The 23,565-nt window shown below is 51.6% G+C and carries 18 protein-coding genes and 2 pseudogenes; 9 read left to right on the top strand and 11 right to left on the bottom strand.

The window, feature by feature from the left end:
• Positions 1 to 3: 3 nt before the first annotated feature.
• Positions 4 to 393: a helix-turn-helix domain-containing protein gene (locus HCX89_RS17885; RefSeq protein WP_144131637.1), complete on the bottom strand. Its 390-nt coding sequence runs from the start codon at positions 391 to 393 to the stop codon at positions 4 to 6.
• Positions 394 to 493: 100 nt separating this feature from the next.
• Between HCX89_RS17885 and HCX89_RS17880 the strand changes: the two genes are divergently transcribed.
• Positions 494 to 1,243, top strand: coding sequence for an SDR family oxidoreductase (locus HCX89_RS17880; RefSeq protein WP_167716889.1), 750 nt, complete (start codon positions 494 to 496; stop codon positions 1,241 to 1,243).
• A gap of 44 nt (positions 1,244 to 1,287) precedes the next feature.
• Here the strand turns inward: HCX89_RS17880 and HCX89_RS17875 are convergent, their stop codons facing one another.
• Positions 1,288 to 2,379: an HD-GYP domain-containing protein gene (locus HCX89_RS17875; protein ID WP_144163956.1), complete on the bottom strand. Its 1,092-nt coding sequence runs from the start codon at positions 2,377 to 2,379 to the stop codon at positions 1,288 to 1,290.
• Between the two features lie 340 nt (positions 2,380 to 2,719).
• Between HCX89_RS17875 and HCX89_RS17870 the strand changes: the two genes are divergently transcribed.
• On the top strand, positions 2,720 to 7,714 hold the full coding sequence (locus HCX89_RS17870; protein WP_167716887.1) for a transporter substrate-binding domain-containing protein: 4,995 nt from the start codon (positions 2,720 to 2,722) through the stop codon (positions 7,712 to 7,714).
• Between the two features lie 134 nt (positions 7,715 to 7,848).
• On the opposite strand, the gene HCX89_RS17865 is transcribed toward HCX89_RS17870, so the two are convergent.
• From HCX89_RS17865 to HCX89_RS17855, 3 genes are all read right to left on the bottom strand, one after another.
• Positions 7,849 to 8,781, bottom strand: a complete 933-nt coding sequence (locus tag HCX89_RS17865; protein WP_167716885.1) for a CPBP family intramembrane glutamic endopeptidase — start codon at positions 8,779 to 8,781, stop codon at positions 7,849 to 7,851.
• A 79-nt stretch (positions 8,782 to 8,860) separates the two neighbouring features.
• Positions 8,861 to 9,445 (bottom strand): DUF4274 domain-containing protein, encoded by a 585-nt coding sequence (locus HCX89_RS17860; protein WP_167716883.1) that lies wholly within the window; start codon positions 9,443 to 9,445, stop codon positions 8,861 to 8,863.
• Between the two features lie 19 nt (positions 9,446 to 9,464).
• Complete coding sequence (locus HCX89_RS17855; protein ID WP_028780603.1) at positions 9,465 to 10,829, bottom strand: MATE family efflux transporter; 1,365 nt, start codon at positions 10,827 to 10,829, stop codon at positions 9,465 to 9,467.
• 248 nt (positions 10,830 to 11,077) lie between these two features.
• On the opposite strand from HCX89_RS17855, the gene HCX89_RS17850 reads away from it, so the two are divergent.
• Positions 11,078 to 11,368: a co-chaperone GroES gene (locus HCX89_RS17850; RefSeq protein WP_025010152.1), complete on the top strand. Its 291-nt coding sequence runs from the start codon at positions 11,078 to 11,080 to the stop codon at positions 11,366 to 11,368.
• 57 nt (positions 11,369 to 11,425) lie between these two features.
• Entirely contained in the window at positions 11,426 to 13,066 is a 1,641-nt protein-coding gene (gene groL / locus HCX89_RS17845) for a chaperonin GroEL (protein WP_028780602.1), read from the top strand.
• A gap of 674 nt (positions 13,067 to 13,740) precedes the next feature.
• On the opposite strand, the gene HCX89_RS17840 is transcribed toward groL, so the two are convergent.
• Entirely contained in the window at positions 13,741 to 14,328 is a 588-nt protein-coding gene (locus tag HCX89_RS17840) for a hypothetical protein (RefSeq protein WP_167716881.1), read from the bottom strand.
• 223 nt (positions 14,329 to 14,551) lie between these two features.
• Between HCX89_RS17840 and HCX89_RS17835 the strand changes: the two are divergent.
• Positions 14,552 to 14,647: pseudogene (locus HCX89_RS17835) on the top strand (transposase); the annotation flags it as partial.
• A gap of 715 nt (positions 14,648 to 15,362) precedes the next feature.
• Here the strand turns inward: HCX89_RS17835 and HCX89_RS17830 are convergent.
• The gene (locus HCX89_RS17830) at positions 15,363 to 15,824 is read right to left on the bottom strand and encodes a hypothetical protein (RefSeq protein WP_167716880.1); all 462 of its coding nucleotides are present in this window, start codon (positions 15,822 to 15,824) and stop codon (positions 15,363 to 15,365) included.
• A gap of 299 nt (positions 15,825 to 16,123) precedes the next feature.
• Between HCX89_RS17830 and HCX89_RS17825 the strand changes: the two genes are divergently transcribed.
• Positions 16,124 to 17,095, top strand: coding sequence for an IS110 family transposase (locus HCX89_RS17825; RefSeq protein ID WP_167716878.1), 972 nt, complete (start codon positions 16,124 to 16,126; stop codon positions 17,093 to 17,095).
• A 433-nt stretch (positions 17,096 to 17,528) separates the two neighbouring features.
• Here HCX89_RS17825 and HCX89_RS17820 read toward each other — a convergent pair whose 3' ends face one another.
• The 4 genes and pseudogenes from HCX89_RS17820 to HCX89_RS23025 form a co-directional block, all read right to left on the bottom strand.
• Positions 17,529 to 17,780: a hypothetical protein gene (locus tag HCX89_RS17820; protein WP_167716876.1), complete on the bottom strand. Its 252-nt coding sequence runs from the start codon at positions 17,778 to 17,780 to the stop codon at positions 17,529 to 17,531.
• Between the two features lie 51 nt (positions 17,781 to 17,831).
• A complete protein-coding gene (locus HCX89_RS17815; RefSeq protein WP_167716874.1) occupies positions 17,832 to 18,707 on the bottom strand; it encodes a hypothetical protein in 876 nt (291 codons plus the stop codon).
• 95 nt (positions 18,708 to 18,802) lie between these two features.
• Positions 18,803 to 19,186, bottom strand: coding sequence for a hypothetical protein (locus tag HCX89_RS17810; protein ID WP_167716872.1), 384 nt, complete (start codon positions 19,184 to 19,186; stop codon positions 18,803 to 18,805).
• Between the two features lie 568 nt (positions 19,187 to 19,754).
• Positions 19,755 to 20,207: pseudogene (locus HCX89_RS23025) on the bottom strand (VPA1267 family protein).
• Positions 20,208 to 21,105: 898 nt separating this feature from the next.
• Between HCX89_RS23025 and HCX89_RS17800 the strand changes: the two are divergent.
• From HCX89_RS17800 to HCX89_RS17790, 3 genes are all read left to right on the top strand, one after another.
• Positions 21,106 to 21,792, top strand: coding sequence for a cold-shock protein (locus HCX89_RS17800; protein WP_039033499.1), 687 nt, complete (start codon positions 21,106 to 21,108; stop codon positions 21,790 to 21,792).
• A gap of 208 nt (positions 21,793 to 22,000) precedes the next feature.
• Positions 22,001 to 22,237, top strand: a complete 237-nt coding sequence (locus HCX89_RS17795) for a helix-turn-helix domain-containing protein (RefSeq protein ID WP_028779559.1) — start codon at positions 22,001 to 22,003, stop codon at positions 22,235 to 22,237.
• A gap of 2 nt (positions 22,238 to 22,239) precedes the next feature.
• Positions 22,240 to 23,541, top strand: coding sequence for a HipA domain-containing protein (locus HCX89_RS17790; RefSeq protein ID WP_167716868.1), 1,302 nt, complete (start codon positions 22,240 to 22,242; stop codon positions 23,539 to 23,541).
• Positions 23,542 to 23,565: the final 24 nt, after the last annotated feature.

The following is a 23,565-nucleotide window of genomic DNA, read 5'->3' as shown; positions in this document are numbered from 1 at the left end:
TTCTCAACTATCGTCAGCCAAATCTGCGCCCTTGGTTCGCATCCAGTCGGCCAGTGAATCCAAGGTAGGTTTCAAAGACTTCCCCAATGGGGTTATTCGATACTCCACACGCGGCGGCACTTCGGCGTAAACCTTGCGCTGCACCAGTTTGCGACGTTCAAACAGGCGTAATTGCCGCGTCAGTTCCTTCTGCGTAATGGGGGCTACGGCCCGCTGCAATTCACTGAAGCGTACCGGAGAGTCGATCACTATCAAGCGATAGAGAATGGGGATGGCCCACTTACCCGAAATGAGATTGACAAAGCTCACCATAGGACAGGGTTCAGAGCTATCCAACTCATAGGAGGGCGCGGCCGTTAAACTTGTTTTCTGAGAACTCTCTGCGGTAGACATAGCTATCCAAATGCCTCTTTAGTATCAAAAGGGTGCCTACTATACAATGGATACTATTGTAAATAAAATGCGCCCTCCAACAGTGTAGAGGGAGGTATGCATGAAACGACTGCAAAATAAGTTTGCCTTGGTTACCGGGGGGACCAGTGGTATAGGCCTGGAAACCGCACGACAGTTTCTTGCCGAGGGGGCCAAGGTTGCCATTACTGGGCGCGACATCAATGCCCTCAACCGGGTTCGGGAAGAGTTGGGGGGTAACACCTTGGCCATTTGCTGTGATGCCGGCGATATAAACTCACAACGGGAATTGGCACAAACGCTCAGCCGCCAGTGGCCGCGTTTGGACGTCTTGTATGCCAATGCCGGAGACGTTACTCATCTGCCATTGGCGGATTGGGACGAAACCGCCTGGGATAGATTGATGTCGGTGAATCTCAAAGGGCCGTTTTTTCTTATCCAATCACTCTTGCCTCTGTTGGCAAACCCGGCCTCTGTCATCCTCTGTGGTTCAACCAGCGCGCATATCGGCCTGGTGCAAAGCAGTGCCTATGCCGCCAGTAAAGCGGCGCTGCTGTCGCTGGCGCGAACCCTGTCGGCAGAGCTGCTTGGGTCTGGCATCAGAGTCAACTGTTTAAGCCCCGGGCCGACAGAGACTGCGGCTTTGGGTAAGTTGGGGCTGGCTGCTGAAGAGCAAAAGGCACTGCAGCAGGAGATTCGGCAACTGGTGCCCATAGGTCGTATGGGAACGCCCTGGGAAATCGCCAAGGCGGCCGTGTTCCTCGCATCCGACGAGTCGCGCTTTGTCATCGGCACCGAATTACTGGTCGATGGTGGCGTTGCCAATCTCTAAGGAAGGTGCGAGCCAGTCCCATGTGTGCTCTACGTCGGCAGAGACTAGGCCGAAAGGGCTTCGACAGGGGGCTTGGGTTGAATCAGCTTGCCTATCTTGGGCCCTTGCTGTTGCTCGGCAAAGCGCTGTTGAATGTCGAGCAATTCAGCTTCGCAGGCACAGAAGGCTGCCACCAGTTGTGGGTCGAACTGGCCTCCGGCCTCCTTCTTGAGGTAGGAAAAGGCTTCCTGATTGCTCCAGGCGCTCTTGTAAGGCCGCTCAGAGGTCAGGGCGTCGAACACATCGGCAATGGCGGCTATGCGGGCGCTGAGGGGAATGGCATTGCCCTGCAAACCCTCAGGGTAGCCACTGCCATCCCAGCGTTCGTGGTGGCTGCGGGCCACTTCCGCCGCCAGTTGCAGCAAAGGTGAGGCATCATCGCCGAGAATATCGGCGCCTATCTTGGTATGCCCCTGCATGATGCGGTACTCCTCCGGCGTCAGCTTGCCCGGCTTCAAGAGAATATGATCCGGAATACCTATCTTGCCGATATCGTGCATGGGCGCGGCATTGAACAACAGCTCGACCCAGGATTCAGAGGCGCCCAACTGTCGGGCCAATACCCGGCAATAGTGGCTCATGCGCTGCACATGCAGGCCGGTTTCGTTGTCACGATATTCGGCGGCGCGCCCCAGGCGGTTAATGATCTTATGACGGGTCTGTTCCAGCTCCCGGGTGCGCAGCTTCACCAGTTGTTGCAGTTGCCTGGCCTGATTGGCCAATGCCAGCTGGTTGGCAATACGTACCTTGAGGATAGCCGGACTGATGGGCTTGGAGATGTAATCCACGGCCCCCAACTCAAAGCCGGTTTGCTCGTCGATCACTTCATTCTTGGCGCTGATGAAGATCACCGGGATCTGCGCCGATCTGGGGTGCTGTTTCAGGCGGCGACAGGTTTCAAAGCCATCTATGCCGGGCATCATCACATCCAGCAGGATAAGATCGGGCTCCAGCCCCTGATCCAGCATGGCCAGGGCTTTTTCACCGGATGTGGCGGCGCGCAGACTATAATCCTTAGCCAGTACTGCATGGATAAGTTGCAGATTGTCGGCGGTATCGTCCACGGCCAGAATGCAGGCCTTGTCGAAAGTTTGCATATATCTCCTCAGTGCCCAATGGGGCGGTCGAGTTAGTGTCTGAAACTTCCTGTCACCACCTTGTTATATTGAATATCCTGTCACATCCTATTTACTTTTTATGCCATATTCATCTGAAAGGCGCTGAGATTTTGGCACTTTTCAGCAGTTAATGTTGTATCAGTTTGTTTCCTTGGGGCGATCCACTTCACTAAAGCTAAATTATCTTTGGCATCCATCGCGGCTTTCGCGCAAGATATGCGCCTTTTTTAGACAGCTGACGCCCGAATTGAGGCAGTGTCAGCAATCTGACACCCGACTCCGTTTTACTCTGCTTGGCACAAGCACGAAGGAATAAATAATGGGAAAATCCCTGTTGCTGTTTTGTCTGCTGATTTGCTTGAGCCCCTTTGGGTTTTCCAAGGTGGGCGATCTGCCGCTGCAGCTTGATGATGGGACACAGCCGGAAACGCCCAAGGTGGTGCTCTTGCTGGAAGACGGCAGCCCATTTTGGCAGCGGGTGGAACGCTTTACCCGGATGGCGGCGCAGGATCTCAAGCTGGATCTGCAGGTTCGTTTTTGCGATGCCAAGGGGCGGAACCAACTGTCTATCGGGCGTGAAGCGCTGGAGCAGGGGGCATCCGGGCTGATCTTTTCCCCTTTCGGTGAGCAGAGTAAAGAGTTGTTGGCATTGGCAGACAGTTATGGTGTGCCGACAGTTACTATCAAATCCTCCTTTCCCGAGTCGACACACAAGCCTCATGTAATGCACCGCAACTGGATTGGCAGTATCACGGCCAACAGCAAGGTGCTGGGCAGCATGCTGGCCCGGCAACTGCTGGAGCAAGCCGATCCTGAGAAACCCGAATTGCAACTGCTGGTGATGGCCGGGCCTGAGTCCGACCCCGAGGTGCAACAGCAACTGGCGGGGATCCGCGCTTATCTGGATATCCTGCCGCAGCCGGTGAAGCTAACGGTGAAATACACCCAATGGCGCGCCAGAGATGCCGAGCGAGCCTTGAAGCAAGCGTTGGATCAGCAGCAGGGCCTGGACGCGGTATTGGCCATGAATGCGGTGATGGCATTGGCAGTTGCCAAACAAGCCGAGGAAGAGGGGCTGCTGCTGGGTACCAGTAATTGGGATGCCGATATTGCCGAGGCGATGCGCGGAGGCAGAATCCACGCAGGCATTGGTGGGGTGGAGTTTCAAGGTGCCTTTGCCCTGGTGATGCTGGCGGATCATCTGCGTGGCGTGGATCTGTCCGGGCAGGCGTTCAATCAGTATCTCAACCTGATCGCCATTAATGGCGAAAACCTCAATCGTTACTGGCAATTGTTTGATGTCAGCAACTTCAATCCCGACTTTTCCCAGATCTCCATGGCCGCTAACCCCAGGATCATGTCGTTGGATTTTCGACTGGAAAACCTGATCCCGGATCTGGATGTGCACGAATTTATTGCCCGTTTGAGCCCGGAAGAGCTGCAGTTTTTGCAGCAGCATCAGGTGGTGGATGTCGGGGTTGCACCGGATGCGGCGCCGGTGGACTTTCTCAGCCTGGAGGGCGTACATCAGGGCATGATGGCCGACTTTCTCTACGAGATAGATCGCTTCCTGCCGCTGGTGTTCAATGTCCGCAATGAGCTCAGTTGGGACAAGAATATCCGGGCGCTGAAGGATACCGAGGTGGACATGCTGAGTCTGGCTTCGCCTTCCAGCGAGCGTCAGGAACATATGTTGTTTACCCGGCCGCTGGCCGAGTTCCCCGGAGTGCTGCTTACCCGTCACGATGCCAAGAAGATCAACGGCCTTAAAGATCTGCAGCAGCAAACTCTGGGCGTACTCAAGGATGATGTCACCGAAGAGGTGATGCGGCGGGACTATCCGCAGATGACATTGCGGCGTTTTCGCTCCATCGAAGCCATGATGCGGGCGGCGGAAAAAGGCCAGGTCGCTGCCGTATTTACCAATCTGCCCACGGCCAATCACTATCTGGGCACTCATCTCAACAGCCCACTCTGGCTCGCCAGCGATACCGAGTATAAGTTCCAGGTGGCGATGGCGGTGCGCAAAGACTGGCCTGAGCTGGCATCTATTCTCGACAAGGCCTTGGCGCAGATCCCAACCTATAAGTCGCAGGAGATCCAGAACCGCTGGATCAACGTCAAGTACGACTTCGGCATACATCACAGTAAGGTGCTTAAGTGGAGCCTGGTGGCCGCGGCGCTCACCATCACCTTGCTGTTGCTGTTTTGGCGCTGGAACCGGCGTCTCAACCGCGAGGTGCAGCAGAGGCTGAGAGTGGAAACCGAGTTGAAGGCCAGTATGCAGAGGTTTCAAGTGTTGTTTGACTCGGCGGTGGATGCCTGTGTGCTGGCCGACAGCCAGGGAACTATCCTCGACTGCAACCAGGCGATGCTGGCACTGCTGGGGCGTGAGGAAAAATCCCCCTTACTGGGGCAAAAGCCGGACTGGTACTACTACCCGGCGCCGGGGAATCGTCAACAGGTGGACCAAAGGCTGAAGCAGGTCTTGAGCCAAGGTAAAGTGTGCTTCGATGGCGACTTGCTCGGGGTTCATGGGCGCAGGGTTCCGGTTGAAGGTACCTTGGTGCGGGTGATGCTGCAGCAACGCTCGCTGATCCTCTGCTCCTACCACGACCTGACCCAGAAGCGGCAGATGCAGCAGTCTCTGGCGCGGGAGCGGGACATTCTCAAGAAGGTGCTGGGCAACAGCCCGGTCGGTGTGTGGATTGCCGTCGACGGTGTGCTCAGGTATGTCAACGAGCCCATGACCCGGATGACGGGAATGCGCCTGGGGCAACCGCTACAGCCCTGGTTCCCCGAGCCGGAGGCCTACACTGAAGCTGTGCAGCGGCTGGAAGGGGAAAACGATGTCGTGACCATAGAGACCCGTATCTTCTCCGACGAGGGCGGCTTTCGGGATGTGCAGCTGAGTCTCTATCGCACCGAGCTGGACGGCCAGGCCGCCAGCCTCTGCTGGGTGGTGGATATCACTCAAAACAAGCAGGTGCAGACTCAAATGGCCCATGCCAAAGAGTTGGCCGAAGCGGCCACCCGGGCCAAGTCCGAGTTTCTGGCCAATATGTCCCATGAGATCCGCACGCCGATGAATGCCATTCTGGGCATGTCCTGGCTGGTGTTGCAAACAGAGCTTGACGGTCGTCAGCGTAACTATCTCGACAAGGTGCATCAGGCGGCGTCGTCGCTTTTGGGGATCCTCAACGACATTCTCGATTTCTCCAAGATAGAGGCCGACAAGCTGGAACTGGAACAGCGGCAGTTGGATCTGTTTGAACTTGTGGGGCAACTGGTGGGGGTGATGGGCTTCAAGGCCGATGAGCAGCAGCTGGCACTGCGAATGGAGCTGCCGCTGGATATGCCGCGCCTGTATCTGGGGGACCCGCTCAGGCTCAATCAGATCTTTACCAACCTGCTGGGCAATGCCCTCAAGTTTACTCCCCAAGGCGGCGAAATCTGCCTGCGGGGCCGTTTGCTGCATCGCCAGGGGGACAAGGTGCGGCTGCAGTTTTGTGTTCAGGACACCGGCATAGGTATTCCTGAGGACAAGCTGGCAACCCTGTTCGACTCTTTCGAGCAGGTGGATGCCTCCACCTCCCGCAAGTATGGTGGTACCGGCTTGGGGCTGGCTATCTGCAAGCGCTTGAGCGAGATGATGCATGGCCGCATCTGGTGTCAGAGCCGCGAAGGTGAGGGCAGCCGCTTCTATCTGGAGCTGGAGCTCACCTGCCGGGACGAGTACCACTATCTGGCCGATTACGCGCCACTCAGAGGTCATGAGGTGACTCTGGTCAGCAGTGATGACGGCGAGTACCGACACTGGCATTGGCTGTGTCGCCAGCTCGGCATCAGGCTGCAGCGTTTCCATAGTTTGCAACAGCTTGGCGAATGGTTGGGCGGCCTCGAAGCCGACAGCGAAGCCGAGCTCAAAGGCTTGCCGCTGCTGCTGGATATGAGCCGCGAATGCCCGGACGCCCTGGCGGCGCTGCCATTGCCAAGCCATGCCGGAGTCTGGCTGCTGGGGAACCTGAGTCAGGATGAACAGTTAAGCCGCATCGGCGGCGAGCAGAGATTGCTGCGCCCCTACACTCCCTGTGGTCAGTTGACGGCGCTGCGATCTTTGCTGGATCTGTCCGGCGAAACGCCCTGTTGCTCCGATGAGCCGCGAACACATGTGAACATAAGGCAACAACTCAAGGGCGCCCGTATCCTGCTGGTGGAAGATAACCCGCTCAATCAGGAGTTGGCGCTGGCGCTATTGAGTCAGGTGGGGATGCAGGTCAAGCTGGCCCAGCATGGGCAGCAGGCGCTGGAGCTACTGCAGCAGCAAGACTTCGATGCTGTGCTGATGGACTGTCAGATGCCTGTGATGGATGGCTATCAAGCGACCCGGGCTATTCGTGCCAATCCGGCGCTAAAGGGGTTGCCTGTGCTGGCTATGACGGCCAACGCCATGGTGGGGGACAGAGAAAAGGCGCTGGCGGCGGGCATGGTGGAGCATATCACCAAGCCGATTCAGGCCGAGGTGCTCTATGGGGCGCTGGCGCGTTGGGTCAAACCCAGGCTAGAAACTCCGGCAGCGGCATTGCCTGCAGAATCTATGCCTGCGAGTGGCTTACCCGAGTTTCCCGGGCTGGACAAGGACGCAGGGCTCAGATGCTGCAACGGCAATGAGGCGCTTTACCTGCGCTTACTGCAACTCTTTTGCGACACTGGCAAGGGGGTGGCAACTGAATTGGCAGAGGCGATGCAGCGCCAGGACTGGCCGCAGCTGCAGCTTCTGAGTCACAGTATCAAGGGCTCGGCCGCCAATATCGGCGCTATTGAGCTGGCCGAGTGCGCCGGTGCCCTGGAGTTGGCACTGAATAGCAGGATAGCCACAGCACTCGGCTCGCAGTTTGGTCAGCAACAGGAGCAGGATAATCCAACCGACTTGCCGCAGATACAGACTCGGCTGGACAGTCTATTGCAAGCTCTTGAGGCACTGGTTCTCGCCCTGGAGGCCTTGCCCCAGCCGTCATCTCAGCCATCATCGCAGCCGTCATTAAAGCCTCAGACGTTTGAGACACTGCCTCCAATAGGCAGTTTCAGCTCAAGTGCACCTGCGACCAAACTTGCCGCCCAGTTCGATGCCCTGAACCAGAGCCTGGATGAATACAACACAGAAGCGCTGGAGCAGGTCGATGCCCTGGTTCAGCATTCGGCACTGCAGCCCTGGCGCGAGTCGCTTGAGCGGCTGCAGCGGGCGGTGCGGGCCTTTGATTTCGAGCGCGCCGCCACTGAACTAGCCAGGCTTCGGCAGTTGGCCCGGGTTTGATGGTGCTGTCTCCCTATCAAGCGGCAGCTTGGGTAAAGCCTGTCTGGTAAAAGCCTGCTGCATCAAAGCTGGCTGCACTAAAACCGAGCGTCTCAAAACCCTGTAACCTATCGCCCCAAAACCCTGTGGCGCAGCTAGTGCGGCAGCGCCATAGGGTAGCTGAACAGCAGCAGATGGCAGAAGTTGAGGCAGAAGTGGCACAGCGCCGCCAGCCACAAACGGCCGCTCAGATGGAACACCAAACCATAGAGAACACCGGCGAGGGCGGCGAACAGCACCAGAGTCCAACCCCCGGCCAGATGCGCCAGCCCGAATAGCACGCTGGCTAGCGTTATCCCAAGCAGGGCGCCGCCGCGCTTGACCAGATACTGCTGCAATGCGCCGCGAAACAGCACCTCCTCGGCGACGCAGGTCAGCAGCAGATTATTGAGCGCAAACAGCCACCACCAGCCCGGCAGCTTGGGATCCCAATGAATGGCGCCGCTTAAACTTGCCAGCCCCAGCAGCGCGGGCGTGGCGGCAAACAGCAAGGCCAGCAGGATTATTTTTCGCCTTGGCAGAGATTTCGGCGTACCCGCAACCAGCGGCCAGGCCAGCAGCAACAGAAACAGGCTCAGCGGCTTATCCAGGTTGAGATACATGCTGAAAGGTGCACTGCCGCTGCTGGCTTGCACTTTATCCAGCAGCTTGAGGTTGTCAAAGCCCGGCAGCAGATGCACTGCGAGTGCCACGGCGCTCAGCAGTATCAAGCCCTGGGCGCCATAAACGGCAAACTGTTTGAGCCGTATGTGGCCCTGTTCGTTTGCCTCATTATTCGCCGCCGCACTCTTGGCTGAATTTGCCTGTCGGCAAAACCGCTGGCGCCATTGTGGCAACTTGAATGCCAGCGCCAGCAATAGGCCCACAAGTATCAGAGTCGGCGCCGCAATGCGGCCCAAAAACAGCGCCAGTAGCAGGCTGGTGGCGAGCAGCAAGAGTGCGATGGGAATACGGCGCAGCAGCGCAAAAGGCACCGCCAACATCAGTGCTAGCCAGATAAGCAAATCGACAGAAGGCACAAAGGGCATGGGGAAGGCTCCGAAAAAGCGGCGATTAAAGCTGTATAGAGGATACCGGGCAAGCGCCGCTAACAGAGATCGGACTAGTTCAGCCTTTGCCGAGCAATTGATTAACCCAAGTCTGATAGTCGCCCTGATAGGTGGCTATCTCCATGGTGCTGTAGGGCGCCAGTAAGATGCCGGGAAACTGCCAGCCACGTTGCTGCATCTGTTTCAGAGGCGGCAACATGTCTTCTTTGATGGCATCAAAAGCGATGCGATAGCTGGCGAAATCCCCCTGGCTGAAGCGGGTTATCAGGCGGTCGAACAGCGCCTTCTCCTCCGGCTCAGCGTCTGCCGGGTTGGAATGGAAAAAGCCCTGCCCATACCAGTAGAGCAGCAAGGCTGTGCCGGCATCACAGAGAGGGTGATTGAGTATGGCGGCCGGGCTTTCAAGGCCGTTGTCCCAATTGAGATTGGCGGCCACATAATGCAGCTCTTCCATGCTCTGCAGCTCGGCTATGGTCATTAGGCTATCGGCAGTCTTGGCAAATTCACCGGCAATAGCCGTCAGTGCGGCGCCGATTTCCGGGTCTGCCAATTGTGCCTTTAACTGCTCGGCATCGCAGATGGCGCCGCTCTCGGCGCATTCAAAGGCCCTGAAAAATTGCTCTTGGGTCAGACGTTTGGCCATCCTTGTTTCCTGTGCTTTATCATCCCTCGTTGGGGCAGGGGGATTTGATTTTTTGCGGTTCGCTGATGTTGCTGGCCAGATAATAGCTGGCAATGCCCATGAGTATGTTGGTTACAGGCAGTGCCAGCATCAGGCCTTTTACCCCGCCGAGGAAGGCGCCCAGCGCTGCCAGCGGCAGCATCAGCAGGAACAGGCGACACAGATTCAGTACCAGCGAGGCCATGGGCCTGTGATAGGCGTTGAGCGAGGTGGCCACTATGATCACCACGCCCAGCGGGCCATAGGCGGCGGGCAACACCAGAACATAGAAACTGAGCCATTCCAGCACCTGAGGGTCGGTACTGAACAGGGCGGCAATTTGCGGCGCCAGCAGCGCCAGCGGAATATACAGCAGGGTCTGGAACAGGAGCACAAACTTCAGCGCCAGCAGCAGTGCCTCGCGGGCACGCTCCTTTTGACCGGCACCCAGGTTCTGGGCGATAAAGGGCACCAGGCTGGAAGACAGCCCCATCACCACAATCAGCAGCAAGGACTCCAGCCGGGTTCCGGCACCGAAGGCGGCCACGGCGGCGTGATCTATCCGCGCCAGCATCCCCATAATCGCGGCGTTGGCCAGGGGGTTGATCATATTCATCAGCGCCGCCGGTTGGGCGATATGGGCCAGCTGTTTCCAGTTATCGGCAAAGCGGCTGAAACACCAACCCGCGGCCACCAACATATGGCGTTTGACCACCAACAGGTAACTGGACAGCGACAGCGCCACCAACCAGGAGATCAGGGTCGCCACGGCGGCACCTTGAATTTCCAGCCTGGGGAAGGGGCCGATACCAAAGATAAGCAGCGGGTCGAGGATCAGGTTAATCAGCGCCGCCAGCGACAAAATTGCCGCCGGTGAGCGGGTATCGCCGGTGGCCCTCAGGCCCTGATTGCCCACCATCAACACCACCAACAGCGGCGCCCCCAGATACCAGAGATTCATATACTCATGCACCAGCGGCAGTATGTCGTCTTTGGCGCCGAGCAGGGAAAACAGCGGGTCGATACACAAGCTGCCCAGCAAGGATAGCCCGGCAGTCAGAATAAAGGTCAGCAGCAGGGCGTCGTGCAGAAACACCTTGGCCTTGGGGGCGTGCCCGGCGCCTATAAGGCGGCCAAGATTGGTGGACACCCCGGCGCCTATGCCTATGGCAATACTGGACACCACCAGGGTCACAGGGAAGGTGAAGCTGATCGCCGCCAGCGCCTCTGTGCCCAGCTTACTGATGAAGTAGGTGTCTACCAGGTTGAAGCCCAGCACGGTGAGTATTCCTAACATGTTGGGAACACTCATATTAAGCAGTACACGACCTATCGGCTGACTGAGCAGCCCGTGTCTGTCTCTCATGGCCCGTATCTGCCTCTTGTGAAATGGATGAAGTAAATCGTGCGGAAGCGCGATTCTAACAGGATTGCCCCGGCTTTAAAAAACGAGGGTCAAAAATTTTCAAAAAATTTTGACCTGTCCCCTTGGAAGTGCCAAATCCGGCCCCATATAAGCCAACATCAAGCGGCTAAAGCCTGTTGGCCTGGCCGTCTTTTACATAAACCATGAACCGCCTCATATTGGGCAAAAATCATTAGGAGAATCCATAGATGAATATTCGTCCATTACATGACCGCGTGATCGTCAAACGCCTGGAAGTTGAAAGCACTTCGGCCGGTGGCATCGTACTGACCGGCAGCGCAGCCGAAAAGTCTACCCGTGGTGAAGTACTGGCTGTTGGCAATGGCCGCATCCTCGAAAACGGTGACATTAAGCCATTGGACGTGAAGGTAGGTGACGTAGTGATCTTCAACGAAGGTTACGGTGTCAAGAAAGAGAAGATTGACGGTGAAGAAGTACTGATCCTGTCAGAAGCTGACCTGATGGCCGTAGTGGAATAAACCACTCGAACCATTGAAAACCTTCCAAAGTAATCAAAAAATTTAAGGATAATCAACATGGCAGCTAAAGAAGTAAAATTTGGCAATGACGCTCGCGTAAAAATGCTGGCGGGCGTAAATGTTCTGGCTAACGCAGTAAAAGTGACTCTGGGCCCTAAAGGCCGCAACGTCGTTCTGGAAAAGAGCTTCGGTGCACCACTGATCACCAAAGACGGTGTTTCAGTCGCCAAAGAGATTGAACTGGAAGACAAATTTGAAAACATGGGCGCGCAAATGGTTAAGGAAGTTGCTTCCAAGGCCAACGACGCTGCCGGTGACGGTACCACTACCGCCACAGTACTGGCCCAGGCTATCGTGACCGAAGGTCTGAAAGCCGTTGCCGCCGGTATGAACCCAATGGATCTGAAGCGCGGTATCGACAAGGCTGTAATCGCCGCCGTTGCCGAGCTGAAAGCCCTGTCTCAGGATTGCTCCGACTCCAAGTCTATCGCTCAGGTAGGTACCATCTCTGCCAACTCTGATGAGTCTATCGGTGAAATCATCGCCACCGCGATGGAAAAAGTGGGCAAAGAAGGCGTGATCACAGTTGAAGAAGGTCAGGCGCTGGAAAACGAACTGGACGTAGTTGAAGGTATGCAGTTCGACCGCGGTTACCTGTCTCCTTACTTCATCAACAAGGCTGAAACCGGCTCTGTTGAACTGGACAACCCATTCATCCTGCTGGTTGACAAGAAGATCTCCAACATCCGTGAGCTGCTGCCTATCCTCGAAGGCCTGGCCAAGACAGGCAAGCCACTGCTGATTGTTGCCGAAGACGTTGAAGGCGAAGCCCTGGCGACTCTGGTTGTCAACAACATGCGCGGTATCGTTAAAGTGGCTGCCGTTAAGGCGCCTGGTTTCGGTGACCGTCGTAAGGCCATGCTGCAGGATATCGCTATCCTGACCGGTGGTACTGTTATCGCCGAAGAAATCGGCCTGGAGCTGGAAAAAGCCACTCTGGAAGACCTGGGTACCGCCAAGCGTGTGGTTATCACCAAAGACAACACCACCATCATTGATGGCAGCGGTGAAGAGTCTCAAATTCAAGCCCGTGTTGCCCAGATCAAGCAACAGGTTGAAGAATCGACTTCCGACTACGACAAAGAAAAACTGCAAGAGCGTATGGCCAAGCTGGCCGGCGGTGTTGCGGTAATCAAAGTCGGTGCCGCTACCGAAGTGGAAATGAAAGAGAAGAAAGCCCGCGTTGAAGATGCGCTGCACGCTACCCGCGCCGCCGTTGAAGAAGGTGTGGTTCCTGGGGGCGGTGTTGCCTTGGTTCGCGTTGCCTCCAAGATTGGTGAGCTGGACGTGAGCAACGAAGATCAGAAGCACGGTGTGGTTATCGCCCTGCGCGCCATGGAAGCCCCACTGCGCCAGATTGCCACCAACGCAGGTGAAGAAGCCTCTGTTGTCGCCAACAACGTCAAGAACGGCAGCGGTAACTATGGTTACAACGCCGGTAACGACACTTACGGCGACATGCTGGAAATGGGTATCCTGGATCCAACCAAGGTTACCCGTTCTGCGCTGCAGTTCGCGGCCTCTGTAGCCGGTCTGATGATCACCACCGAAGCCATGGTAGCCGAGCTGCCAAAGGAAGAGGCTGCGCCTGATATGGGCGGTATGGGTGGTATGGGCGGAATGGGCGGCATGATGTAATTCTAGCTGGTTAAAATCGTCTATAGCGGCGTTATCTTGCCACTCGTTTAGTTCACTAAACGTCGCGGCAAGATGCCTGGCTCTAAAACGATTTTTCCTGCGCTAGACGCAAGGTCGGTCTTAAGCTCAGAAGCTTAGAACTTAAAAAAAGCCCCGATGCCAAAGGTATCGGGGCTTTTGCTTATTCCGAGAAAGGAAAAGACCCGCGCCTCGAACGCGGGCCTTTTCCATTTCAGCTGTTTCTGCCGAGGGCGGGGGAGTGGTTTGGGTTTGGAATGGCTTCCGGCTGATTGTGCAACTCATTGCCTGCCGCAGGCCTTATGCATATGCGCCTCAGTGACACGCTGTGAATACATCCGTGTAAGCTCGGCGCCAACATCCATGTTGGCGACGGTCACTGATGCGCATATGCCGGGTCATTTGGTGCAATCTGCTAGTGATGAATTAGCAATTGATCATATTGGGTTTGGATAGGGCTGCAGGCTCTACTTTTCGGCTCGTCGCCCTCTTACTAATAGATAGGTCCCTGTAGGCTCCGCACAGCAAAAGTGTTGTGGGTGTCCTGGCTTTTCGGCCGCTTCGAGCGGGATTGGTGTATTCCTCGGCAAAAGTGTTACGGGTAGCCTGTATTTTCTGCGATTTAAATAACTAACTACAATGAGGAATCAATAGAACTAAGAATAGGTGTAGGATACTTCGTAAATAGCGGCATTTACTATGCCATCTGAATGTTCAAGCTCAATGATTTTTGGGGCATGTATCTGAATATTCTGAAGAGTATCAGCGTCAGATATCATCAACATCTCACGCCTTTCAGAGACTATTTTGTCATTGCGAGCAGTCACAGTGACAAAATAGTTGGTTTCCAATCGGCTACCGCTACTGGCTGCTCGACAAATATTCGCTAAGCGCCGGATGTCTGCAGCCATACTTTGAGTTTTAATTCCTCGCTTAATCTCAATTATATGTGCTGGAGTATCTTTTGAACGCGTGAGTAACACTAAGTCAAAGCGACCATTTTCACGATCCTGAGGCTCTCCGGTTGTCTGAACTTCTAAATAAGCTAGCAACTCCTTTACACTCATTTCAAAACGTGCTTTGAAGTTATCAAACTCGGTGACCATTGCCTGACCAATTGTCACGCCTAAAAAATATTCAGGCATTTTATTAAGCGGCATGCCGCAGTGAACTAATGCAAAGTCATGTGCATCTCTTATCGCCTGTTCAATTACTTTTAATCTATTATTTTTAGAAGATTTCATTATTTAATCTCTATTGTTTATTTTTGCCAGACTCGTCTTCTTATCACCATGAGTCATTGCTAAAAAATAAGTATTGTGAGTCCCCTCAGTTTTTGGTTGTCCTCGGCAGCAGCATTATGGCTGTCCTGACTTTCTGGGTATACTCCTTGTGACCTTTCCCCCGAATTTAAGACCATGACATTGATGAGATTTCCAATACACTAGAGCCAATGGAGATCTCAACATGAAGAAGCGTTACACCGAAGAACAAATCATCAAGGCCATCAAACAGCATGAGGCAGGGGCAAAAGTCGATGACATTTGCCGTGAAATGGGCATATGCCGGGTCATTTGGTGCAATCTGCGGGTGAAGTGTTGTGGCTGTCCTCACTCTTTTAGAACTTAAAAAAGAAAGCCCCGATGCCAAAGGCGTCGGGGCTTTTTTATGGTTTGGATTTAAATAAAGAGCACAGATTATCGATAAGTTCTAAGCTAATACTTTGCAACCAGCGACAAACCGAATTAGATATTTCTAATGTAGTAGACAATGCGGTTTTCGCTTCTTCTGGATGGTCGGTTTTGAAGATTAATATAAACATAATAAATGCTAACACCAGTCCGACCCCAAGCATCCAGTTGGACATTTTATCTATAAAATCAACTCGATCCTTAGCTTTAATTAATTGAGCATTAGGTGAAGTGTTTTGGCTGTCCTCACTCTTTGCGTAACGTCGTGGAGCTTCGCCCCACACCCGAGGAAAGGGGGCAGTATCGACTTGCCCCCTTATCCAATCCCCCAGCGACCCGCGACGAAGCGGACAGCTCCTTGGGCTTATGCTTAAAATCGGCTAATGCGCCAGACGCTCATCCCTGATTCGACTGACGCTGCTTCGGCATCCATGCCTCGCTACGCCATTTTCAGCAACGCCCTGCGGCCGCTTCGAGCGGGATTGGTGTATTCCTCGGCAAAAGAGTTATGGGTGTCCTGACTTTTCTGTCCTTTTTGGCAAAACAAGTGACAGTTTTTGCGGTCGGTTGCAGCCACTTGTTAACTTTTACTCGATATTGGGAAGGTTTGTTTTTTTACCGTCAATTGATAAAACAGTTTTGTTATCTTCTGCAGCAATATCTAGCTCCATTGCTTCCAGGCTATCAATTGCAGTTTTTTCCATCTTAAAAGTTATTTCATCAAGGTCTTTTTGTAATTTGGCGTTATCTTGCTTAAGCCTCTCTGCAGCCTCCCTCCAAATCCTGGCTTCATTCTTGAACTTTTCAATTTCATCCTTGTTGACAGAATCCATAGCTGATTCTTCAGCCTTGCTAGCTTTATCTTCAAAGTCTTTGACCTGAATTTCAGAGTTTTCATCAACCTTAGATTTAATCTTATCCTTTAGTGCTTTGGCAAGCAGCATAATTATGTCTGCAAGATGCTCCCTTAAAATTGGCCAAGCGAACTCCTTGAACCATGGCCAAAAAGCTTCCACTAAAAATACTCTAACTGTATTCCATATGCTCATTTTACTCTCCTAAAGTTAACGCCGTGTTAAGGGCCCGAAGCAGCGTAGCTGCGAAGGGCCCAGTGAACGTAGCGAACGAACTTGAACACCTTGTATGGATAATAACCAAGCCAAAAGGGTAAAGTGAGACCCAGGCTTTAGCGGCAACTAAAGCTTTCTATGTGGCAGTTCGGTTGAATGCTGGCTCCTCTGGCGAGAGACCGATAACAAACATGAACGCCTCATAGGACTCCAAGCATAAACCTCGAATAGTCGACTGGGTCTCGAACCCGCATTTCGCAAGCAAGAGTTAGCTTATTATGAATACAAACACACTTCAAAACATTAATATTGGTGTTGATACCGGCAAATCACAGCTCGACATTTACATCCGTCCATTCGATGTCTTTTTTACCGTGCCAAACAACGAAAAGGGTATCAAACAAGCCTTAGCTACTATCAAAAAACACAACCCACAGCGTATCGTTATCGAAGCGACTGGGCGCCTAGAAATGCCCTTCGTGTTAGCGTGTACCGAGGCCAAGTTGCCTATTGTTCGTGCCAATCCTGTTCATATCAAACGCTTTGCCGGTGCTATTGGTCGTAGAGCCAAAAATGACCGCTTAGATGCACAGCTTATCGCCCATTATGGTGAAGCCATTAAACCTGATTTGACGGTCATAAAGGCTAAGAACATACGTTTAATGAGTGACTTAGTAATTCGCCGCAATCAGCTGCTCGCGATGCAGACCATGGAGAAAAATCGTATTCAAATTTTGCCTAAGCACCTACATTCGACAATGACACCCATCCTGACTGCGATAAAAAATCAGGTCTCAAAGATTGAAAATAAGCTTGTCAAACTCATCGAAGATTGCCCCGAATACCAAACTAAAAATACCCTCTTACAAAGTGTACCTGGTATCGGCAATATCGCCGCTGCGTCTATCATCAGCAATGTGCCTGAGTTATGCTACATTACCAACAAGCAAGCGGCTTCACTCATCGGCGTCGCCCCTATTACACGTGAAAGCGGACGCTACAAAGGGAAACGAGTCATCCAAGGAGGCCGCGCACAGGTGAGAACCGTTTTGTACATGGCCATGATGTCAGCCATGCAATGTAATCCTGTTTTCAAGGACACTTACGCTCGATTACTCGAAGCTGGAAAACCAAAGAAAGTGGCGATTATTGCCTGCGTTCGCAAGATGGTGGTCATCCTAAACTCTATGCTTCGAGATGGCATCATGTGGGACCAAAACATCGCCCAAAATAAAGGATTGACGCCATAGTCGTTTGTTATGGAAATCCAATTCCGCACAAGGCCCGATAAATAGAGGAAAAATACTGGAAGCCATACTGCCTGTACTTGCCCTGTTTCAAGCTGCCCTACGCCAACAATTTCGTAATTGCCAAACCCTATGCGCCCACCAACGGCACCTGGGTTGATGTGACCAAGCGGAAGTAACCACTTAATCAGAACCGAAGCCCTCAAGGCCAAAACCTCCCAAAGCCCTCGATCACTACCCAGGCCTTCAACCACACCGGGAACACCGGCACGATTTAGATGCAGCCATTCCACTCAGCTACAGCACCCATAAAACCACAAACTGGCCGATTTACATAACGCCCGCAGCAACTGCCGGCAAAAATGGCGCGACTTTTGGAACAAAAGACGTGACAGTTTTGACGGTCAGATTGCCTGCGCTTGTTATATTTTTCCAGTTAAACCTCAACATCCCATCTTGGCGTAAAGGAATTTTGAGTTTCTTCAACAGATATGATGTTTGAAACAAATAGATTTCTTGTGCCACCCTTATTTATGTCATAGCAGAAAAACTTTTCAGTTCCGGCTGTGACACGATAGCTATATGGCTCTGCCTCTCTTGTTTCGACAGATCCACCTTTTTCTCTAGCCGTAATCATGATTGTATGAAGGTTCTGTCCTGCAGAATGAATTGTCTCTTTGATGCTCATAGTACTTTCCTTAGTTGAATTGAAATATAACGCCCAAAAGCAGCGGCTGCTTTAGCTGTCCGCCTGACTTTTATTGTTAGCAGTTGACTGTTCTCGCTTGGCTTTCTGCTCTTCAAACCATCTCTGCTGATCTTCTCGTTCTTGCTTTCTGTCTTGAGATGAATATGTGTTTACATGAAGCCTTTTTGAGGATGACCGTGTCATTCCTTCGAACTGCTCTCTGAGCTTTTTGATGTCTCCCGAAATTTTATGGAGAGGATCACCTCCACCGATCTCTGAAACGCCATCGAACTCTTTAAAGTCAATGATTAACTCATCAGAGTATGAGTTTCCTTCAACATCCTCATAAGAGGTTGAAATTTTAAAATATGGGGAAAATACATCTTCACTATCGATTTTATTTTTCACATCATAAAAACTGAATAAGAAACTCTCAAATTTTTGATTAATACCAAGAGAGTGCAGGCCTTTTGACATGATATGCAACTTTAAAAACTCATCGACAATAGCGTCTTCAGTCGCTTTAATTTCGTTACCATTCCTATCATAAAATTTAAAACGAACATTTCTCGCTATACCTTTACCAAGATTGCTAACCTCAAGCATCATCAAATTGAATGATATTGGACTACTAAAGAATTTTATGGATACGTTAGGACGAATGCTCTGTACTCGTAGTTCGTTAACTTGCTCGATTTGTGCTTCTCGCAAGTACCACGTTTCTTTAGCAAGAACAAAAGTAAGTACTGCGATCGCTACTGTAGCTAATGCACTTATCCAAGAAGACAATGAATCTGCAGTTAAAATGTTTGCTAGCTGAATTTGGCTACCTGCAACAATTCCAAGAATAAATATCAAAGGTGTAGCTACAATTCCTAAAACAGCTAAAAGCGGAATTAGACTTCTCTCATTTTTACGTTTTGTCACTATTTCTCCTTCGACTGCTAACGCCGCCATAAACGGCGCGAGCTTGCGAGCGTCCGGCGACCGTAGGGAGCGAATTTAATGGCCTTGTTAGGCATTTAGTCAGAGTTTGGATCAACAAGGTTATTCTCCCAACCCCCCTCTGTATTGTCATAAAACCATCCATCTTCTTCGCTACGAGCAATAGAGTCAGCGTAATCAAATATTTCCTCTCTGATTTCACGCTGGGTTTCCTGATAGTCATGGTCTTCGACATAACTATCTTCGACGGAATAATCTTCTAACTCGTATTCGATGGAATCTGGCTCATCGCCTTGATCCAACTCATCGGGAATATCAACAAAAAATCCAGAGCCTTTTCTCCCAAATTTTATTGTCACATTGTTAGTGACTGAAATATCTTTGGCGAGCTCTGAGGCTTCTTTGTATGTGTTAAATATTCGGATTGCCATCTTGATGCCTAACATTTTATTAGTGTGCATGCGCGTTTACCTCGTTGGACTAGTGAAAACGCGCATAGTTAACTATTTGTATGTAATGAACTTATCAGCATTTTGCTAAATTCACCATCTGGAAAAACGCGCATGCGCGTTTCCCAAACCTATTATCTAACCTAAGGTTTTTTGTAATTACATGATTTTAATCATATTTATTTATCTTTAAATGTGAAAACGCGCACGAAGTTGGAACAAAAATCGTCATGATTGCAATATGACTGTATGCCCGTCCATCGTTTAGGCTTTTCAACGAAAGACAACATTTGAGTGAAATGAATGAAAATTTGTAGGCGAGAAAGTCTGCGTTTGACTTCGCCACAGAAAACGACTCAACTCGTTTGGGGGCATCTCCACACTTTCTATCTGGCGAGTGCCTTTGACTGACCAATGCTGACCCAACGTGGGTTGTACGGGGATGCTATCGGGGTTTGCTTTGATAGTGACGTAATACTTACCACTATTGGTTTTGTAAGAGTTTTTCGCCACCGGCACACCGCTGAATATCACCATCTTGGTCGAGCGATAAGGGATGCTGGTGACACGCATCTGGTCTTCATGCAAAGCGGCATTCATCGTGCATCAACCCCATTTCAGATAAGGTTTCAGACAGTTCATCGAAGCGCTCAAGTCGCTTTTCAAGCTCCTTAACCTTGGCTTTCAATTCAATATTCTCAGCCTCAAGTGAAGACACCCGCTTTGAATCGAGAAGCTGTCGATTTGCTGTGTTGTCGTAGGCTTGCGGTTTGCCCTCATTCTTCTTGGCAGCGTCGGTCAACGGTGGCAGGACACCTTTACTGCGCAGCTCATCTTCTAAGGCTTTGAGTGCTTTTCTGAGGGCGGGATTTTGGTTTAACGCCGATTTGCTACAACCGGTCCCCTTTGCCACTTCGATTCGATTTAGCTGACCTCAGAACACGATTTGTTTAAAGTCATCGTCCGTTTGTGTGGCTTTCCAGACCTCAAATGCCTCAAGGTTTTGTTGCGCTTTCTGCTGCCCACTTGCCATTAGTCATCTACCTCACCCAGCAGTTTGCAAAAAGAGTGGGGACACCCACAACTATTTCACTAAACACTATGGCCAAAGGTTTCACACTTTTTCAGCCCATAAGGTCAAAATGCTCGGCTTCGTCGGGTGAAGCTTGGAAGGTTTAGATTCTGGGTCGCTTGTGAGGCGACAAATCCCAAAAGGTTAGGTCAAACGCAGCTTGGCGCATGGTTGCAATTGGACTGGGATGGCTACCGCAGTGAATTCTAGCTATCCAAGAGCGTACTAAACCGAGTTAAATTTCAATAAAAACAACACTAAAACTATCAATTTGTGGCTGGCAAAACCTTAGCTTAGGTCACAAGTTGCACAGCGGTTAAAGCGGTTAAAGCGGTTAAAGTGGCTTAGGTCAGGGAGGTAGATGAGGTGAGGTGTTGAAAGCTTATCCTTGCCTTTTGCCTGCTCGAGTGAGAGCGGCGGCCATCCCTGATTGTTGCTCGTACTTTAGCTGGCGCTTAAGTATTGCTTTTGGTTGGTTTTTTGTTAAAAGCCTAGCCAATCCTACAGTATTGCTGCGGTGAAAAACAAGCTTTACCGCATGGGGTTTTGTTGTGCTGTTGTGCTGTTTGGCTTAAGTGACTTGTTTGAGTTGCCCGTTTAAGTTGGTCGCTTGAGTTCGCGGCTTCAGTGAATGGTTTTGCTGGCCTGTTAACTGACAAATAGTAGCTGACGGGGGAGCGGCGATGATTTTTAGGGAAAAGTGAACGGTTTTAACCGGTTTTTGAGGATGTTGCAGCAGTTGCTGCAGGGTTGAGATGTTAGTATCGGTGCTTGAATCTGTTCTGTTGCTGCAGCGGTCTTTGTGGCTGTTGCTGTATAGGGCTTTGGAAGTCGTAGAGAAAGTTATCGGGATTGTGTAGTGAAAGGAAAAGTCGTTTCGTATGTCTCATCTAAAAAATTTGGCTTTATCAATGGGGATGATGGTGAAAGCTATTTTCTGCATGTTTCGGCCCTGGTGAACAGGAGTGATGAGGCTAAGCTGGTCAAGAATGTGCTGGTCGAGTTTGACCCTACGCCAACCCCCAAGGGATTGTCTGCCAAGCAGATCCGTATTCCTGAGGTCTATATAAGAGAACGACTGCTGAATTTCTTCACATCCAAGGGTAGCAACCCCAAACATGGTGATGCCGCGTTGCGCTTGCCTATTTCGACCCGTTTTTTCAAAGATCCGGCCAAGGGGCGCCAGTATATAGAAGAACTGGCTAAGCAGTGTGGCTGCAATGCCGTGCTCGGGCTCGAGTTTGAAAAGAAGACCTTCTCTGAAGGCAACTATCGCTTTACCGGCCATGCTTTCAAGGGGGAGCTGGCCCTGGTCACTGAAAAGCAGCCCTGTGACACCAAAGAGATGGCCCTTGCTGCCGAGCGGCAGTTACAGCAAAGAATTCAGGCGGCGGAGCAGGCCTTTGGGCCGATACAAGAGGCTGAGCTTAAGGCAAGACAGAGCCAGCTTTCCGGTTGCCTCGGCAGCGCCGTCGCTGTGCTGGCTGTGGTGGCAATCCTGCCGGCGGCCATTATCGCCGGTATCGCCGGTCTGTTCCCACAGTAGCTAACAAGGCTATTTCAGCGCCTTAAAAGTATAACAAACTACACTTTTAAGGCGTTTTCGGCTTGAATGGATGAAAAAGTGTATTTAAGTACACTTTTTTATTGTGTCGAGTCTCCAAGAGTATAAAAGTGTATGTTGGTACACTTTTATATTGAGTCAGCCCTAAAACACGGCTAAAGTGTAGCAAAGTACACTTTGAGTCTATCTTATGGTCTCCCCATTAACTCCACATTCATTGGGCGCTTTAATTAAGGCCCGTAGAAAAGAAGCTGCACTCACTCTGGATGTGGCGGCAATGCTTTGTGGTGTCACCAAGAAAACCTTCATCCGGGTAGAGAAGGGTGAAGATGTCTACATCTCTACTGTCTTCAAGATACTCGATGGTTTGGGGATCAGTCTGCTGGCACAGCCCAAGCCTGATGTTGATTCGACCGGGTGGTACTAGATATGAGTGGAGCAGCAAACCTTGTCTTGGATATGCATCTTGGTGATCGAATCATAGGTGAGTTGTCATTCTATCCCGCCACCGAGAGTTTTGCCGTCAGTTACAGCCAAGATTGGCAGCAAAACGGCTTTCCCATATCACCCATGATCCCTTTGGATGGCACAGGAAGCAGCACACAGATCGCCATGTTTCTCGGCAACCTGTTGCCCGAAAACAGGGGCTTGGATTACCTCATCGAATCTCTCGGTGTATCCAGGGGCAATACCTTTGCCCTTATCCGAGCCATTGGCTTGGATACTGCCGGTGCCGTTGCCTTTTCTCCCAAGGGGACTGAACTGCCACAGACGGCATTTCGAGAAATCAGTGATGAAGAAATCATTTTGCGCCTGGAAGAGCCTGAACTCTGGCCAATGGAGGTGTGGGATGGCAAGCCCAGGCTGTCGGTAGCCGGGGTACAGTCGAAACTGAATCTATTCTACAACGGTAAGCAATTTGGTTTCGGTGAAGGTGCCTTATCATCGACCCATATCTTGAAGTTCGAAAAGCAGCGGCATTTAGTCATCAACGAGTTTCTCACTATGCGTTTGGCGAAGGCGATAGCCATGAATGTCGCGAATGTTGAGATCCGCCATTTTGGCCGGCACAAATCATTGTGTGTCGAACGCTTTGATCGTCGTTATTTGCCCGCTGAACAGCGGGTGCTGAGAAGGCATATTATCGATAGCTGCCAAGCCCTTGGTTTTAGTGTGAATAAGAAGTACGAACGAAATTTTGGTAATGGCCGTGATGTCAGAGATATTCGCGAAGGCGTGAGCCTGCCCAGGCTGTTTGCTCTTGCGGAGCAATGCGCTAATCCGGCGGCGGCCAAACAGGATATGCTGCAGTGGACGCTGTTTAATCTACTGAGTGGCAACGCCGATGCTCATGGTAAAAACTACTCCTTCTTCATGACACCGACAGGTATGGTGCCTACGCCTTGGTATGACTTGGTTTGCGTGGCCTTGTATGAGGAATTTGAGCAAGAGCTGGCGATGGCGATTGATGATGAATTCGACCCAGACAAGATCTACGCCTATCAATTGGCCGCGTTCAGCGAGGATATAGGGTTACCCAGAGCCTTGGTGAGCAACAGCCTAACCAGAATGGCGACCAGAATAAGCCAAGAAATAGACGGTGTTATCGCAATGCTCAATGGATTGGATAACGATGAGCAGGCGTTTGTGGCGAGCTACAAAGCACAGTTATTGGCAAGGTGTGAGCGCTATTTGGATATTGCGCTCCAAATCAATGAGATGGAACTTTAGAAATAGCTTCTAAATGGTTTCATC

The sequence above is a fragment of the Shewanella sp. Iso12 genome, assembly GCF_012030025.1.
Taxonomy (GTDB): domain Bacteria; phylum Pseudomonadota; class Gammaproteobacteria; order Enterobacterales; family Shewanellaceae; genus Shewanella; species Shewanella algae.
Note: the sequence above shows the minus strand (reverse complement) of the source record. Positions and strands in the feature narration are given on the sequence as shown.